General features: G+C 64.4%; 14 protein-coding genes and 4 tRNA genes. 11 read left to right on the forward strand and 7 right to left on the reverse strand.

What is annotated here, in order from left to right; genetic code table 11:
- Positions 1–72 precede the first annotated feature (72 nt).
- The gene (locus O8I58_RS03450) at positions 73–1,164 is read left to right on the forward strand and encodes a copper resistance protein B (RefSeq protein ID WP_298320717.1); all 1,092 of its coding nucleotides are present in this window, start codon (positions 73–75) and stop codon (positions 1,162–1,164) included.
- A 108-nt stretch (positions 1,165–1,272) separates the two neighbouring features.
- On the opposite strand, the gene O8I58_RS03455 is transcribed toward O8I58_RS03450, so the two are convergent.
- The 5 genes from O8I58_RS03455 to O8I58_RS03475 form a co-directional block, all read right to left on the reverse strand.
- Positions 1,273–2,280 carry a bestrophin family protein gene (locus O8I58_RS03455; RefSeq protein WP_298320718.1) on the reverse strand — a complete coding sequence of 336 codons (1,008 nt, stop codon included), beginning with the start codon at positions 2,278–2,280 and terminating at the stop codon, positions 1,273–1,275.
- A gap of 88 nt (positions 2,281–2,368) precedes the next feature.
- Complete coding sequence (locus O8I58_RS03460) at positions 2,369–2,995, reverse strand: glutathione S-transferase family protein (RefSeq protein ID WP_298320719.1); 627 nt, start codon at positions 2,993–2,995, stop codon at positions 2,369–2,371.
- Positions 2,996–3,071: 76 nt separating this feature from the next.
- Entirely contained in the window at positions 3,072–3,842 is a 771-nt protein-coding gene (locus tag O8I58_RS03465) for an SDR family oxidoreductase (protein WP_298320721.1), read from the reverse strand.
- Between the two features lie 163 nt (positions 3,843–4,005).
- Positions 4,006–5,022 (reverse strand): LysR family transcriptional regulator, encoded by a 1,017-nt coding sequence (locus tag O8I58_RS03470; RefSeq protein ID WP_298320723.1) that lies wholly within the window; start codon positions 5,020–5,022, stop codon positions 4,006–4,008.
- Positions 5,019–5,288, reverse strand: a complete 270-nt coding sequence (locus O8I58_RS03475; RefSeq protein WP_298320725.1) for a sigma-70 region 4 domain-containing protein — start codon at positions 5,286–5,288, stop codon at positions 5,019–5,021. The genes O8I58_RS03470 and O8I58_RS03475 overlap by 4 nt, the downstream gene beginning before the upstream one ends.
- A 174-nt stretch (positions 5,289–5,462) precedes the next feature.
- Between O8I58_RS03475 and O8I58_RS03480 the strand changes: the two genes are divergently transcribed.
- From O8I58_RS03480 to O8I58_RS03525, 10 genes are all read left to right on the forward strand, one after another.
- On the forward strand, positions 5,463–5,942 hold the full coding sequence (locus O8I58_RS03480) for a carboxymuconolactone decarboxylase family protein (protein ID WP_298320727.1): 480 nt from the start codon (positions 5,463–5,465) through the stop codon (positions 5,940–5,942).
- A 62-nt stretch (positions 5,943–6,004) separates the two neighbouring features.
- On the forward strand, positions 6,005–6,439 hold the full coding sequence (locus O8I58_RS03485; RefSeq protein ID WP_298320729.1) for a cupin domain-containing protein: 435 nt from the start codon (positions 6,005–6,007) through the stop codon (positions 6,437–6,439).
- A gap of 147 nt (positions 6,440–6,586) precedes the next feature.
- On the forward strand, positions 6,587–7,411 hold the full coding sequence (locus O8I58_RS03490) for a sigma-70 family RNA polymerase sigma factor (protein ID WP_298320733.1): 825 nt from the start codon (positions 6,587–6,589) through the stop codon (positions 7,409–7,411).
- A 203-nt stretch (positions 7,412–7,614) separates the two neighbouring features.
- Positions 7,615–8,007 carry a MerR family transcriptional regulator gene (locus tag O8I58_RS03495; protein WP_298320734.1) on the forward strand — a complete coding sequence of 131 codons (393 nt, stop codon included), beginning with the start codon at positions 7,615–7,617 and terminating at the stop codon, positions 8,005–8,007.
- 100 nt (positions 8,008–8,107) lie between these two features.
- The gene (locus O8I58_RS03500; RefSeq protein ID WP_298320735.1) at positions 8,108–10,378 is read left to right on the forward strand and encodes a heavy metal translocating P-type ATPase; all 2,271 of its coding nucleotides are present in this window, start codon (positions 8,108–8,110) and stop codon (positions 10,376–10,378) included.
- Between the two features lie 90 nt (positions 10,379–10,468).
- Positions 10,469–10,544, forward strand: a tRNA-Ala gene (locus O8I58_RS03505).
- A 54-nt stretch (positions 10,545–10,598) separates the two neighbouring features.
- Positions 10,599–10,674 (forward strand) — tRNA-Glu (locus tag O8I58_RS03510).
- Between the two features lie 55 nt (positions 10,675–10,729).
- Positions 10,730–10,805: transfer RNA gene (locus tag O8I58_RS03515), tRNA-Ala, on the forward strand.
- A gap of 54 nt (positions 10,806–10,859) precedes the next feature.
- A tRNA-Glu gene (locus O8I58_RS03520) sits at positions 10,860–10,935 on the forward strand.
- 211 nt (positions 10,936–11,146) lie between these two features.
- Positions 11,147–11,623 (forward strand): hypothetical protein, encoded by a 477-nt coding sequence (locus O8I58_RS03525; protein ID WP_298320737.1) that lies wholly within the window; start codon positions 11,147–11,149, stop codon positions 11,621–11,623.
- A 29-nt stretch (positions 11,624–11,652) separates the two neighbouring features.
- Here the strand turns inward: O8I58_RS03525 and O8I58_RS03530 are convergent, their stop codons facing one another.
- Together O8I58_RS03530 and O8I58_RS03535 are read right to left on the reverse strand one after the other, a co-directional pair.
- Positions 11,653–12,159 carry a DUF1249 domain-containing protein gene (locus O8I58_RS03530; protein ID WP_298320738.1) on the reverse strand — a complete coding sequence of 169 codons (507 nt, stop codon included), beginning with the start codon at positions 12,157–12,159 and terminating at the stop codon, positions 11,653–11,655.
- Positions 12,160–12,286: 127 nt separating this feature from the next.
- On the reverse strand, positions 12,287–13,108 hold the full coding sequence (locus O8I58_RS03535; RefSeq protein ID WP_298320739.1) for a posphoenolpyruvate synthetase regulatory kinase/phosphorylase PpsR: 822 nt from the start codon (positions 13,106–13,108) through the stop codon (positions 12,287–12,289).
- Positions 13,109–13,204 lie beyond the last annotated feature (96 nt).

The raw sequence follows: 13,204 nt of genomic DNA on the forward strand, positions 1-13,204 counted from the left end.
GATTGGCGCTGGCCAGTGCGCTTGGCCGTGATTTGCAGCAATGCCCTGGCCCAGCAACACGATCACTCAGCCATGCAGATGCAGGACATGCCGGGCATGGACATGTCATCCATGCAGGATGACAACAAGCAGGACGACAAGAACAAGCCCGTCGCCAAACCCGCCGCCAAGCCGCAGGCAAGCAAGCCTGATCCGCACGCTGGCCACCACGGCATGAGCATGCCGATGGATCACAGCCAACATGCGCCAGCGAGCCCGGAAAAGACCGGTGCCCCAGCGAAGGCCAAGCCAAAATCGAGCCATGCCAAGCCAGCGAAAGCCAAATCGGCGCCACCGGCATCCGACCCGCATGCCGGCCATGCGATGCCGGCCGGAATGCCGATGGACATGCCCATGGACATGCAGGACGGTGCCGCGATGGGTCATGCCGGCCACGGCGCACATGCCCCCTCGCCTGCCGTGCTGCCCCCGCCGACACCCGAAGCACTGGCTGCCGCATTCCCCGACCTGGGTGGCATGGACATGTCCCTGCACATGGACGACAACCCCACGGTTGCGGTCCTGCGCGCAGACCGGTTGGAGCATGTCGAAGGCGGCAGCACCGCGTGGGATGCGCGCTTCGGTATCGGTGGAAATTTCGACAAGTTCTGGCTGCGCAGCGAAGGCGAACAGACCCGCGGCGAACAGGCACAGGGCGATGTGCAGCTGCAGTGGTCGCACGCGACCGGCCCGTGGTGGGACCGCGTGGTGTCGCTGCGCAGCGATTTCGGTCCCGGCCCATCGCGGCAGTGGGCAGGCATCGGTGTGATGGGCCTTGCACCGTACAAGTTCGAGCTGGAGGCGCACGTCTACGCGGGGGAGCAAGGACGCCTGGCTGCACGCTTCGAAGGCGAGTACGAACTGCTGCTGACCAATCGCCTGATCCTGACGCCCCGCGTGGAGCTCAACGCCTACAGCAAGGACGATCCAGCCAATCGCATCGGCAAGGGCTTGAGTGACGGTGAAGCCGGCTTGCGCCTGCGCTATGAATTCACGCGCCAGTTCGCCCCCTACGTGGGCTATGCGTGGAGCCGCAGTTTCGGCGACACCGCTGATCTTGCGCGCGCCCATGACGAAGCCGCGCTGGACCACGGCTGGGTCGCCGGCCTGCGCTTCTGGTTCTAGCCGTGCGACGGGGATGAGTCCGCAGATTCCCGCGCCGTTGCCGCGGGAATCTGCCCGCCAGGCGATGGCCGATGGCCCGACAGCTCGGCTTACGTAAAACCCTGGCAATCAGAGCACGATTGGACTGCTGGGCCCAGCATGCTCCGGAACGTCGAACTCGCCAAGCAACTGGCGCAGTTCCACCTCAAGCGAGACGCAGATCTGCGAGATGGGCACGTCGTTTGCACCGCCTTCGAATGGGTTGGCGCTGCTCTCGCCCACCTGGTCCAGCGCTGCGTACATCCAGCAGATCAGGGCGCTCAACGGGATCGCAAGCCACACCATCCGGCCAGCCATGAACCCGTCGACAAGCCGATTCAGCGGTTCGAGTTCGTTGATCATGCCCAAGGGCAGGAGCAGGCACAGGATCCTCACGAAGATCGTGTTGACGATGGCGTACTGCCTTGGGTACGGGTAGTTCTTGATCTGCTCGCTCTTTGCTTGCAGGTCCTGGAATTCCCGCAGGATCTTCTGCAACTCGACGAAAAAGCTGGCTGGAATCCCACCTGCCGCGAGCATTGCCTTGAGCGCTTCGCTCTGCAGGCTCAGGACATGCGCCGCCTTGGCCTGCGACACCAGGATCTGGCTTCGCTCCTGCGGGGCCACGTATTTGGAAAGCTCATCTTCAAGCGTGCTTTCCTTCTCCGGGAAGCTGTAATGCTTCCGGTATTCGACATTGGGCGCTTGCTGCAACGTTTCCCATGCCTTGCTGTCACGCATCTGGTAGCGGAGTGCGGTCAACCATGCGAGATGTCGATAGACCAGTCGCCTGCCCTCCTCGGCATCGGGCACGTAGTCGCGACTCATCGCTCCCCATAGGCGACTCATTGCAGCGATGGAAGCCCAGACCCGCTGTGCTTCCCATGTCCTGTTATAGGTCTGGGTGTTCTTGAACCCAGCCATCAGCGCGACTGTCGTACCCAGCATCAGGACCACACCCCATGGGATTGCCAGCCACCTGTAGCCGGCCATCTGGTAGAGCAGCACCGGGATGATGCTGAGGACGACAAGGGCATAGAGCGACCGTCGTGTCCAGAAGACGAATTCGGAAATCCTGTAGGAATGTCCAGTGTGCATCGCAGCAGACTCCATGCGCGGGAAGTGTGGGAACGGCGGCGCGCAGCGGATGCGGCGGCAGCGGAAAGACCGGGCGAATCTGCGCCTTTCAGGCGACTCGCAACCCCGGTTCGCCCTCTTCGTGGGCGATCGCTTCGGACACGCTGGCATCGTCCGACATGCGTTCCATGAAGCGCCGCAGGTTGGCGAACGCATCCAGCGGGATGTGCTTGCGTGCGGCCCATCTGAGCATGACGAAGAGGTAGGGATCGGCGACCGAGCGCATGCCAGTGAGCCACGCCTTGCCCTCCAGCTGCCGGTCGAGGATGGACAGGTGTCCAAGCACCTGTTTCCTCGCCTGTTCCGCCAGCGGTTCGATCATTGCCTCCCCGGGCAGGAATCGCGCCGGTGAGAAGAGTGGCTTGAATGCACCGTGCACATCGGAGTTGAGGTAGGCGAGCCATCGCAGGGTCTGGGCCCGCCCCTTTGCACCATCACCAAACAAGCCGGCCCCAGGGGACTGTGCAGCGACATAGTCCAGGATCGCCACATTCTCGGAGAGCACGAAATCCCCGTGCACCAGCAACGGCACGACGCCACTCGGATTCAACGCGAGATAGGCCTGCGATTTGATGGATTCCCCGTCCATGCGGATGGCGTCGTGTTCCACACCCACCCACTTCAGGACGATATGCCCTGCGAGCGAACACGCCCCTGGCAAGTAGTAAAGCTTCATGTTCATTCCTGTGCGTGCAGGCGGGAGGGGCTGCAAGGAGCACGGCTTGGCGCCGGCGCGAGCCCATCGATGAATTTCAGGTATGGGCCGCCGCGCCGGCCAGTCCGGATCGCGCTACCCACTGGTCGAATGTGATCGAACCCAGCCAGGGCATGCCTGATGGAACGAGCGTGTCCTGCTGAAGCCTGGCGCCGAAGTAACGCGCATCCGCGTCGCTGACGACTTCGCGCTGGTCACCGGTGGCATCCATGAAACGCCGTGCCAGGTCCGATAACGACATGCGCTCAGGGCCAGCGATCTCGACGATGCCGTTCTGCGGCGCCTGCAATGCGATACGCGCCACAGCCTCAGCCACTTCTTCGGCAGCGATCGGCTGGATCAGCGCGGGCGACAGGCGCACCTGGCCGCCTTCGACAGCTGCGTTGACGATGCCCGGCAGGAATTCGAGGAACTGGGTCGAGTGCACGATGGTGTAAGCCACGCCGGACTGGCGGATCAACGCTTCCTGGGCGATCTTGCCGCGGAAATACCCACTTTCGACCAGCTTCGCGGTGCCGACCACCGACAAGGCGACATGGTGGCGCACGCCCGCCCGCGTTTCGGCGCCCAGCACATTGCGGCCTGCGGTCTGGAAGAACGACAGCACGGCGTCGTCCGCGAACGAAGGAGAATTGGCCAGGTCCACCACGATGTCCGTGCCAGCCATGGCGTCGTCCAGCCCGGCACCGGTGAGGATGTCGATGCCCGTGGAAGGCGCGGCGGCCAGGACCTCGTGTCCCTGCTCGCTCAATCGCGAAACCACCTTGCTTCCGATCAGTCCGGTACCGCCGATAACCACGATCTTCATATTGCACCTCGATCCATGCAGTGAAATGGGAACGCCCGCCGGCAATGGCCAACGAGCGGGGAAATGCTAGGAGCGTCGAGCAGGCGCAAGTAGCCCTCGCACGGTCCGCACGGTGTTGCCGGCAACGCACCAATGCCCGTGCTCATCCGTGGATGTCGTGGCCTCAGGGCGCATGGGTATCCGATTCATGACCCGTGCCGTGCTGGCCTACCCGTGTAGCGCAGCCAAGGTCCAGGGATCGCACCTGCTGGCTGATGAAGTCGATGAAGACGCGGATGCGCTTGGGCAGCTGCTGCCGACTCAGGTAGCACAGGTAGTGGCCACCGTCGTCCGGTGCATAAGGCCGCAGGCAGGACACCAGCTGGCCACGACGCAGGAGATCGCAGACCTGGAAGGCCGGCATCTGGGCCAGCCCCTGCCCTTCGAGCACGGCCTGCAACATGAGTTCGTCGTCGTTCAACACGATGTCACCGGCCGGCGAAACCGTCTGCGCGCGTCCATCGACACTGAAATCCCAACTACGAAGGCGCCCATTGGCCAACCTGCGATTGATGCAGGCGTGCGTGGCCAGCTCCGCCAGCGAAGTCGGCAAGCCGTGGCGCCCGGCGTACCCGGGTGACGCGCACACCAGCCGTTGCATCGGGATCAGTTGCTTTGCGATGAGTTGGCTGTCATCCAGCCGGCCGTCGCGGAACACCACGTCGATCCGGTCGACCGCCAGGTCGACGGAACGCTCGTCCAGCAGCAACTCGATACCAACGGCCGGATAGCGCAGGCGGAACTCCCCCAACAGCGGCGCCAGCACCTTGCGCCCGAAGGCATGCGTGGCGCCGATGCGCAGTTGCCCGCGCGGCGGTCCATCGCGCAGGTCGCGGATCTCATCCAGGGCCTGCACGATGCGGTCGACGCCGGGGCGGCAATTGGCCAGGAACAATTCGCCCTCACTGGTCAAGGACGTCGACCGGGTCGTTCTGGAAAACAACCGTGCGCCCAGGTGTTCTTCCAGGCGCTGCACGCTCCGGCTGACCGCCGACCTGCCCACGCCCAGCCGGTCGGCGGCCCGCGCAAAACTTCCCTCCGTCGCCACGGTGATGAAGGCGACCACGCCTGCATAGCTTGCGGAGAAGCTGGCCAACGGTGCATCGGGACGATCGATGGAGACGCGGGTCATCGTATTCATGGACAAGGCCCTGCCCGGCCGCAAAGCGGTTGCATGCGGGTTGCTGCATGCGCGCGTGCACGCGCCACATGGTCCCGGCAGGTTTCCACCGGCAGGCCCAGCACGCATGCGATCTCGTCGTAGCTCGCCTCGAAAGCCTCGTGCAACAGGAACGCCGCCCGAACCTCCGGCGGCAGCGCGGCCACGGCCGTGAGGAATGCGAGCCATATCCGATCCCCTGCAGAGATCGCAGGGTTCGGCATCCCGTCATCTTTGGTGCTGGACATGACCCAAGGTCGGACGAGCGCATGCATCTGTGACATGCCGGTGCATTGGTGCCTGGCGCTCAACATGGCGCGTCCCTGCGCCGGTCTAGCCGCTGCCGCAGGCGCCGCCTAGATTTTCCCGGGACCAGAGCGCATCCGCGCCCGGCGGCCATCACTCGACATGGAGATTCCAACGTGAGCCAACGCATCGACTACCAGAAGCAATCCCCCGAACTGTTCAAGAAGTTCGTCGAGTTCAACCTGCTGGTGAAGGAGTCAGCGATCGAGGAATCGATCCAGGACCTGGTCTCCATCCGCGCCTCGCAGATCAACGGATGCACGTTCTGCCTGGACATGCACGTGAAGCAGGCCACCATCCATGGCGAACGCGCCTTGCGCCTGCACCACCTGGCAGGCTGGCGTGAATCCACGCTGTTTATCCCGCGCGAACGCGCCGCGCTGGCATGGGCGGAAGTGCTGACGCAGCTTCCCGCGCAAGGCATCCCGGACGAACTCTACGAGCGCGTGCGCGGCCAACTGTCGGAGAAGGAGCTATCGGATCTCACCTTCCTGGTGATGGCGATCAACGCATGGAACCGCGTCAACGTCGGCTTCCGCACCGTCCCGGGCAGCTACGACAAGGCCTTCGGCCTGGACAAGGCCAAGTTGTCCTGACCCGCACCCCGCGCTTTCCGCGGACGCGCGCGCGAGCCGCTGCAACGGAACCTGGAGTTCTCATGCGTACTGTTTCCCTCTCCCTCTTGTGCCTGTCGGCGCTGTTATCGTCTGGCGCTTCGGTGGCCCACGACACGGCGCGCCACGATGCGGGCCACGACAACACCCCGCTCCCCATCGTGACCCCGGTCATGACCCGGACACTGCCCGACTACCCCGGCAAGGAAGCGCAGATGATCACGGTCGAGTACCCCCCGGGCGCCGCAGACCCGGTGCATCGTCATAACGCGAACGGATTCATCTATGTCCTCGATGGATCGATCGTGATGGGCGTCAAGGGCGGCGAAGAGGTCACCCTGACGGCCGGGCAGAGTTTCTACGAAGGGCCTGACGACATCCACACGGTCGGACGCAACGCCAGCATGGACAAGCCGGCGAGGTTCCTGGTGCTGTTGCTGAAGGACGCCGGCAAGCCGGCGGTGATTCCGGTCCCCTGAGGGCTGCACCGGCATCCGGCGGACCAGCGGTCCGCCGGGATCGCCTTGCGTCACAATCGGGCTTCGTGATCCGACCTTTGATGTATGGAATGTGCAACTGAGGTTTTCACCCGACTTCGCCCGCGCCTGCTCGGCGTCGCGTACCGCATGCTCGGCTCCGTTCCGGAGGCCGAGGACGTGGTCCAGGACGTCTGGCTGGGCTGGAATGCGATGCCCCTGGGGGAGGTGGCCGATCCGGAGGCCTGGCTGGTCACCACCACCACGCGACGCTCCATCGACCGGCTTCGCCTGGCACGCGTCCATCGCGAGCACTACGTCGGCATCTGGCTGCCCGAACCGGTGATCACCGACAGCCCGATAACCCCGGAGGAATTGCAGGAATCGGCCAGCGACCTCTCGCTGGCGTTCCTCATCGTGCTGGAGCGCCTGGCCCCCGAGGCGCGCGCGGCCTATCTGCTCCGGGAAGTCTTCGATGCGGACTATCCCGACATCGCGGCCACGCTGGGCAAGAGCGAGGCGGCCTGTCGCCAGATCGTGCACCGCGCGAAAAGCCAGCTGCGCGAAGAACGCCCGCGCTATGTCGTCTCGGCCGCGGCACACCAACGTTTGATGCAGCGGTTTACCCAAGCCTGGTCCAATGCCGACTTCAAGGCCATGAAGAACATGATGGCCGAATCGGCAACCCTTGTAGGCGACGGCGGCGGCATCGTCACCAGCTTCCCCAAGCCGATGGTCGGGGGCACCCGCATCGCCCAGTTGCTCTTCGCCTGCACACTCCGTCGCAGGCATGAACTGCGCCTGGAACCGGCCTGGATCAATGGTCGACCAGGCCTGCTCCGCTACTTCGGCGACGCGCTGGAATCTGCGCAGTCCTTCGATACCGATGGGGAACGCATCCTCCGCGTCTACGTGCAGCGGAACCCGCAAAAGCTGCGGATGATCCAGTCCAGGCGGAACGTCGTCCTGAACTGACCACTTCGCCCGGCGTACCAACGACCGCCATCGCTGGCGATGGCGTCCTCCTCCCGCGCATCGATGCAGGAATGAGTTGCTGCATGGGTCGCACGCCTCGGGATGTCCCGGATGGACAAGCAACTGGGCCATCGCAAGCAAACCCTTGACTCTTGACCAGACTCAAGGGTGCACACTGGGCGTAGTCCACTTTGGAGCGCCCCATGAACATTGGTCAGCTGGCTCGCCAGACCCAGGTGCCGATCGACACCATCCGCTATTACGAGCGCCAGCGCCTGCTGCCCGAGCCACCGCGTTCGGCTGGTGGCTATCGTCGCTATGCCGAAGACGATATCGCCAGGCTGAATTTTATTCGCCGTGCCAAGGGCTTAGGATTCACTCTTGAAGAGATAGGCGAGCTTCTTTCGATCAGCGCGGGCCGAGGCGACATGGCCGACGTCAAGGAAGCAGCCAGCCGCAAGCTGGTCCAGGTCGAACAGCGCATCGACGAACTGGCGCGCGTGCGTGATGCGCTTCGGCTGATGGTCGATGCCTGCCCCGGCCATGGCGCCCTGCGCGACTGCCCGATCGTCTCGGCCCTGCGTGAGGAAGGCTGAGATGTCTTCCTCCAATCAAACCACGCACGGCGGGAAAAGCTGCTGCCATTCCCACGCAACGCATGACCACGCCGGTCCCGCCACAACCGCCACGGCACCGATGACCGACCCAGTCTGCGGGATGCAGGTCAACCCGGACACGGCCAAGCATCGCGCGGAGTTCGAAGGCCAGACCTACGTCTTCTGCCACGCCGGCTGCCAGCAGAAATTCAGCGCCGATCCACTGCGCTATCTGCAGCCATCCACGCGCCAGGAAACCCCTGCCCCGCCTGGCACCCAGTACACCTGCCCGATGGACCCGGAGATCATCCGCGACGCGCCCGGGACCTGCCCCAAGTGCGGCATGGCACTTGAGCCAATGATGCCGTCGCTGGACGAGGCCGAGAATCCCGAACTCACCGACTTCCGTCGTCGCTTCTGGTGGACGCTGCCACTGAGCGCGGCCACGGTGGTGCTGGCCATGTCCGGACATCTGCTGCCCGGCCTGTCGAACGGCACGCTGGCGTGGGTGCAGGGCGTGCTCGCCACGCCGGTGGTGCTGTGGGCCGGCTGGCCGTTCCTGCAGCGCTGGGTGCAGTCGATTGCCAACCGCAGTCCCAACATGTGGACGCTGATCGGTACCGGCGTCTCGGCCGCTTATCTCTACAGCCTGGTAGCGCTGCTGGCGCCGCAGGTGTTTCCGGCCTCCTTCCAGATGCATGGCCGCGTGGAGGTCTATTTCGAGGCCGCCGCCGCGATCATCAGCCTGACCCTGCTCGGTCAGCTGATGGAACTGAAGGCGCGCGCCCAGACCTCGTCCGCCATCCGCGCCCTGCTCGGCCTGGCCCCCAAGACCGCGCGCCGCATCGATGCTGACGGCAGCGAGCACGATGTCGCACTGGATGCGCTGCAACCCGGCGATCGCCTGCGCGTGCGCCCGGGTGAAAAAGTCCCGGTCGACGGCATCGTGCGCGAAGGTCGCTCGCACCTGGACGAATCCATGCTCACGGGCGAAGCGGTACCGGTTGCACGCGGACCAGGCGATGCGGTCATCGGCGCCACGCTCAATGGCCAGGGCGCGCTCATCATCGAAGCGACCCGCACCGGCGGAGACACCATGCTGGCGCAGATCGTGCAGCTCGTTGCCCAGGCCCAGCGCACGCGCGCACCGATGCAGGCCATGGCCGATCGCGTCGCGTACTGGTTCGTGCTGGCCGTGATCGGCGTGGCGGTACTGACGCTGCTGGCCTGGGGGCTGTTCGGTCCACCGCCGTCGTGGACCCACGGCATCCTCAACGCGGTCAGCGTGTTGATCATCGCCTGCCCTTGCGCGCTGGGTCTGGCCACGCCGATGTCGATCATGGTCGCCAGCGGCCGTGCCGCGCATGTCGGCGTGCTGTTCCGCGATGCGCAGGCCATCGAGCGGCTGAGTTCGGTGGACACGCTAGTGGTCGACAAGACCGGCACGCTCACCCGCGGCAAGCCCACGTTCGGCAGCGTGCAGGCATTGGCGCCGCAGACCGAAGACGAGGTCCTGCGGCTGGCCGCCAGCCTGGATGCGGGGAGTGAGCATCCGCTGGCGCAGGCGATCGTGACCGAAGCGCACCATCGCCAGCTGGCACTTTCCAGCGGTGGTGACATGACTTCGGACACGGGACTGGGCGTGCGTGGACGCGTGGACGGACACGCCCTGCTCCTGGGCAGTCGTGCGCTGATGCAGGCCGAACAGATCCCGGTCGAACTGCTGGAGGCAGCAGCAGAAGCGCTGCGCCAGGACGGCGCCAGCGTCATGTTCCTTGCCGTCGACGGCGCGCTTGCTGGCTTGATCGCCGTCGTCGATCCGATCAAGGACGGCACCCCGGCCACCATCGATGCCTTGCACGCGCTGGGCTTGCGCATCGTGATGGCCAGCGGCGATGCCAGCACCACCGCACGCGCGGTGGCCGCCAGACTGCAGATCGACGAGGTTCACGCCGAAACCAGTCCGCAGGACAAGGCGCGGCTGATCACGGACCTGCGCAGCCAGGGACGCGTCGTGGCCATGGCCGGCGACGGCATCAACGACGCGCCCGCGCTGGCCGCGGCCGATGTCGGGATCGCGATGGGCACCGGCACCGATGTCGCCATGTCCAGCGCACAGGTCACGCTGGTCAAGGGTGATCTGGGCGGCATCCTCCGGGCGCGGCGCATCTCGCAGCAGACCGTGCGCAACATGCGCCAGAACCTGGCCTTTGCCCTGTTCTACAACGGACTGGGCGTGCCGTTGGCAGCTGGCGTACTGACGCCGTTGCTGGGCTGGAAGCTGTCGCCGATGTTCGCCGCACTGGCCATGAGCCTGAGTTCGGTCTCGGTGGTGAGCAACGCCCTGCGCCTGCGCGGCAACAGGGATTGAAGCGGCATTGTTCCGCGGATGAAAAAAGTCGCGCATTCACGCTTGCGGAACCTCGAATCGATCATTAGAATGCCGGGCTCCCAAGACACCGGGGCCATAGCTCAGCTGGGAGAGCGCCTGCATGGCATGCAGGAGGTCGGCGGTTCGATCCCGCCTGGCTCCACCAAGTTTCAAGGGTTGCAAGCACTAGGCCTGCTTGTGATTCGTAAGTTTAGACAGCGTCCCCATCGTCTAGAGGCCTAGGACACCACCCTTTCACGGTGGACACCGGGGTTCGAATCCCCGTGGGGACGCCAGCTACAACGAGGTAAAGCGCAGCGTTGATCCGCTGCGTTTTTTCTTGGCAACATCGGGGCCATAGCTCAGCTGGGAGAGCGCCTGCATGGCATGCAGGAGGTCGGCGGTTCGATCCCGCCTGGCTCCACCAAGTTTCAAGGGTTGCAAGCACTAGGCCTGCTTGTGATTCGCAAGTTTAGACAGCGTCCCCATCGTCTAGAGGCCTAGGACACCACCCTTTCACGGTGGACACCGGGGTTCGAATCCCCGTGGGGACGCCATAAGTCAGCACGAAAGCGCAGCGGATATCCGCTGCGCTTTTTTGTTGCGCGTACGATCGGAACGTTGAGTGGAAGACAGCCGCATTAGCCATGCATGAGGCAACGGCTCGTCGTCTTCATCGGATCAACATCGGCGGTTCATGAAAATAAACGGGCATCCGTCGGGATTGCCTGTTGGTGCACCTTCCACAGACTCGCGTGAGGAGCATTGATGTCGAAGTCCGCAAAAGTCGCCGCCGGGCGCCATGAGGCCGCCTTCGCCAGCTGGATCCGCAGGAACGGCTACGCGCCCAGCGACGGGGTCAGCGTGTTCCTTGAGTTATCGGACTACTTCCGCAACGAGCTTGCGCTTCTGGACGAGACGGCACGCGTCACGCTCACCGACGAGGCGCGCACCTTCCTGCAGCAGCGGAGCACCGAAGACAGCTTCACCATGCAGTTCCCGACCGTCTATCTGTGCAAGGACAAGCAAGGTCGCCGGTTGCGCTACACCGTCACCCTGACCATCGGCGAGGACCATGCCGACTGGCTCGGACGGGTCTGGGCTGGCAACGAATACCTGGGCGAAGTCGCCGGCTCAGGTGGTGGCCCGAAGGCGAATTACCTGGCCCTGGCCCGCGCGCATATCGAATCGCAGATCGACTGCCATGACGCCATCGTCAAGCGGCCGCTGCCGGATTTCTGGTAGCCCCAAAGAACCAGGGCCTGTAGCCCGGATCAGGCGGCGTCGCCGGCCTCGGCCGGTTCGACAACCATCTCCTGATCCACCCGGCGCAGCGTGGCGACGCCGTGGCCGCGCTCGGCCAGGTATTCGACCCACTTACCCAGGAAAGTGTTCATGCGCATGCGATGGCTGATCAGCTCCGCCGGCGGCGGGAACATGCCGATCACGTCCTGCCAGCGACGACCCACGTAGCAGTGGGTGGCTTCGGCCTGGCGTGCATCGCGGTAAACCCGTACGAAGGCCGACGGGTCGGGTTCGCCGGTCTGCGGATCGATGATCCCGTAGGTGATGCGCAGCTCGACCGTGTAGCGATGCGTCTCGATGACGTCCAGATGCACATCCAGCCCGTCGCCGATGCTCGATACGTAGCGCCCGGGCACCAGGTCCGACGGCGCGAACAGGCGCGCCAGACGGCCGTAGTTTTCCGCATACAACGCCATCAGCCAGCCGAAACGACCCAGTTTGGGCAGGCGTGCGGCACGGGAAAGGGTTGCGGGCATGGTTCGATCCTACACGCTGTCCGACGTCAACGGCAGCATTGACGTCCCGCGTGTCCAGCCCTTAATTTGAGGGTCCGTACGGCGTTTTCCAACCCACGGACGCGGCGCTCCGCCCCACTTCCCGGATTCAGAACATCTCGCGCTGCAGGCCCAGCGTGGACATCACCTTGCTGGCGATTTCCTCGATGGAGGTATGCGTGGTGCTCAGCGTGGGCAGGCGTTCGGTGGTGAACATGCCTTCGGCCGCCGCCACTTCGCGACGGCAGGTCTCGGCCTTGGCATAGCTGGAATTGGGCCTGCGTTCCTGGCGGATCTGGCACAGCCGCTCGGGGTCGATGGTCAAGCCGAACAGCTTCCTGCGATACGGACGCAGGCGCGGCGGCAGGCGATCGGTTTCCAGGTCTTCGTCGGTCAGCGGGTAGTTGGCCGCCTTGACCCCGTAATGCAGCGCCAGGTAGACGCAGGTCGGCGTTTTCCCGGCACGTGAAACCGCGACCAGGATCAGATCGGCTTCGTCGTAGTTGATCGCGATGCCATCGTCATGGGTCAGCGCGAAGTTCATCGCGTTGATGCGCCGGTGGTAAGCCTCGAAATTGACGATGCCGTGGGCCTGGCCCACGCGCGACTGGCGCATGGCCCCCAGCTCCAGCTCCATCGGGTTGATGAACGGCGCGAACACGTCAAGCATCAGCGCCCCGCTCGCCTCCAGCAGGTGGGCGATGGCCGGATCGACGATGGAATGGATCACGATGGGCCGCGCGTCGTGGCGGATCCCTGCTTCGCGGATCCGCTCGGCCGCCTCGCGCGCCTTGTCGATGTCGTCGACGAAGGGAATCCGGTCGGTGATGAACGAAAATCCGGAGAACTGGGTGAGCAGGCTGTGCCCGATGGTTTCAACGGTGATTCCGGTTCCATCTGAAACATAAAAGACCGGTCGGACACTCGACATTACGTTCATCCTTTGGGCTGGACATTGACGATACCAATATCGCACCATTGCTTGTGCAGTGCGATATCGGCCTGCATCATTGGCACACCTTCTCCC

It is taken from the genome of Pseudoxanthomonas sp. (assembly GCF_027498035.1).
GTDB lineage: Bacteria > Pseudomonadota > Gammaproteobacteria > Xanthomonadales > Xanthomonadaceae > Pseudoxanthomonas_A.

Coding starts and splice junctions, on each gene's coding strand:
- O8I58_RS03525 (WP_298320737.1), top strand. CDS start 11,147: ATGTCGAAGTCCGCAAAAGTCGCCGCCGGGCGCCATGAGGCCGCCTTC.
- O8I58_RS03485 (WP_298320729.1), top strand. CDS start 6,005: ATGCGTACTGTTTCCCTCTCCCTCTTGTGCCTGTCGGCGCTGTTATCG.
- O8I58_RS03500 (WP_298320735.1), top strand. CDS start 8,108: ATGACCGACCCAGTCTGCGGGATGCAGGTCAACCCGGACACGGCCAAG.
- O8I58_RS03460 (WP_298320719.1), bottom strand. CDS start 2,995: ATGAAGCTTTACTACTTGCCAGGGGCGTGTTCGCTCGCAGGGCATATC.
- O8I58_RS03495 (WP_298320734.1), top strand. CDS start 7,615: ATGAACATTGGTCAGCTGGCTCGCCAGACCCAGGTGCCGATCGACACC.
- O8I58_RS03530 (WP_298320738.1), bottom strand. CDS start 12,159: ATGCCCGCAACCCTTTCCCGTGCCGCACGCCTGCCCAAACTGGGTCGT.
- O8I58_RS03535 (WP_298320739.1), bottom strand. CDS start 13,108: ATGTCGAGTGTCCGACCGGTCTTTTATGTTTCAGATGGAACCGGAATC.
- O8I58_RS03465 (WP_298320721.1), bottom strand. CDS start 3,842: ATGAAGATCGTGGTTATCGGCGGTACCGGACTGATCGGAAGCAAGGTG.
- O8I58_RS03450 (WP_298320717.1), top strand. CDS start 73: ATGCAGATGCAGGACATGCCGGGCATGGACATGTCATCCATGCAGGAT.
- O8I58_RS03455 (WP_298320718.1), bottom strand. CDS start 2,280: ATGCACACTGGACATTCCTACAGGATTTCCGAATTCGTCTTCTGGACA.
- O8I58_RS03475 (WP_298320725.1), bottom strand. CDS start 5,288: ATGTCCAGCACCAAAGATGACGGGATGCCGAACCCTGCGATCTCTGCA.
- O8I58_RS03470 (WP_298320723.1), bottom strand. CDS start 5,022: ATGAATACGATGACCCGCGTCTCCATCGATCGTCCCGATGCACCGTTG.
- O8I58_RS03490 (WP_298320733.1), top strand. CDS start 6,587: ATGCTCGGCTCCGTTCCGGAGGCCGAGGACGTGGTCCAGGACGTCTGG.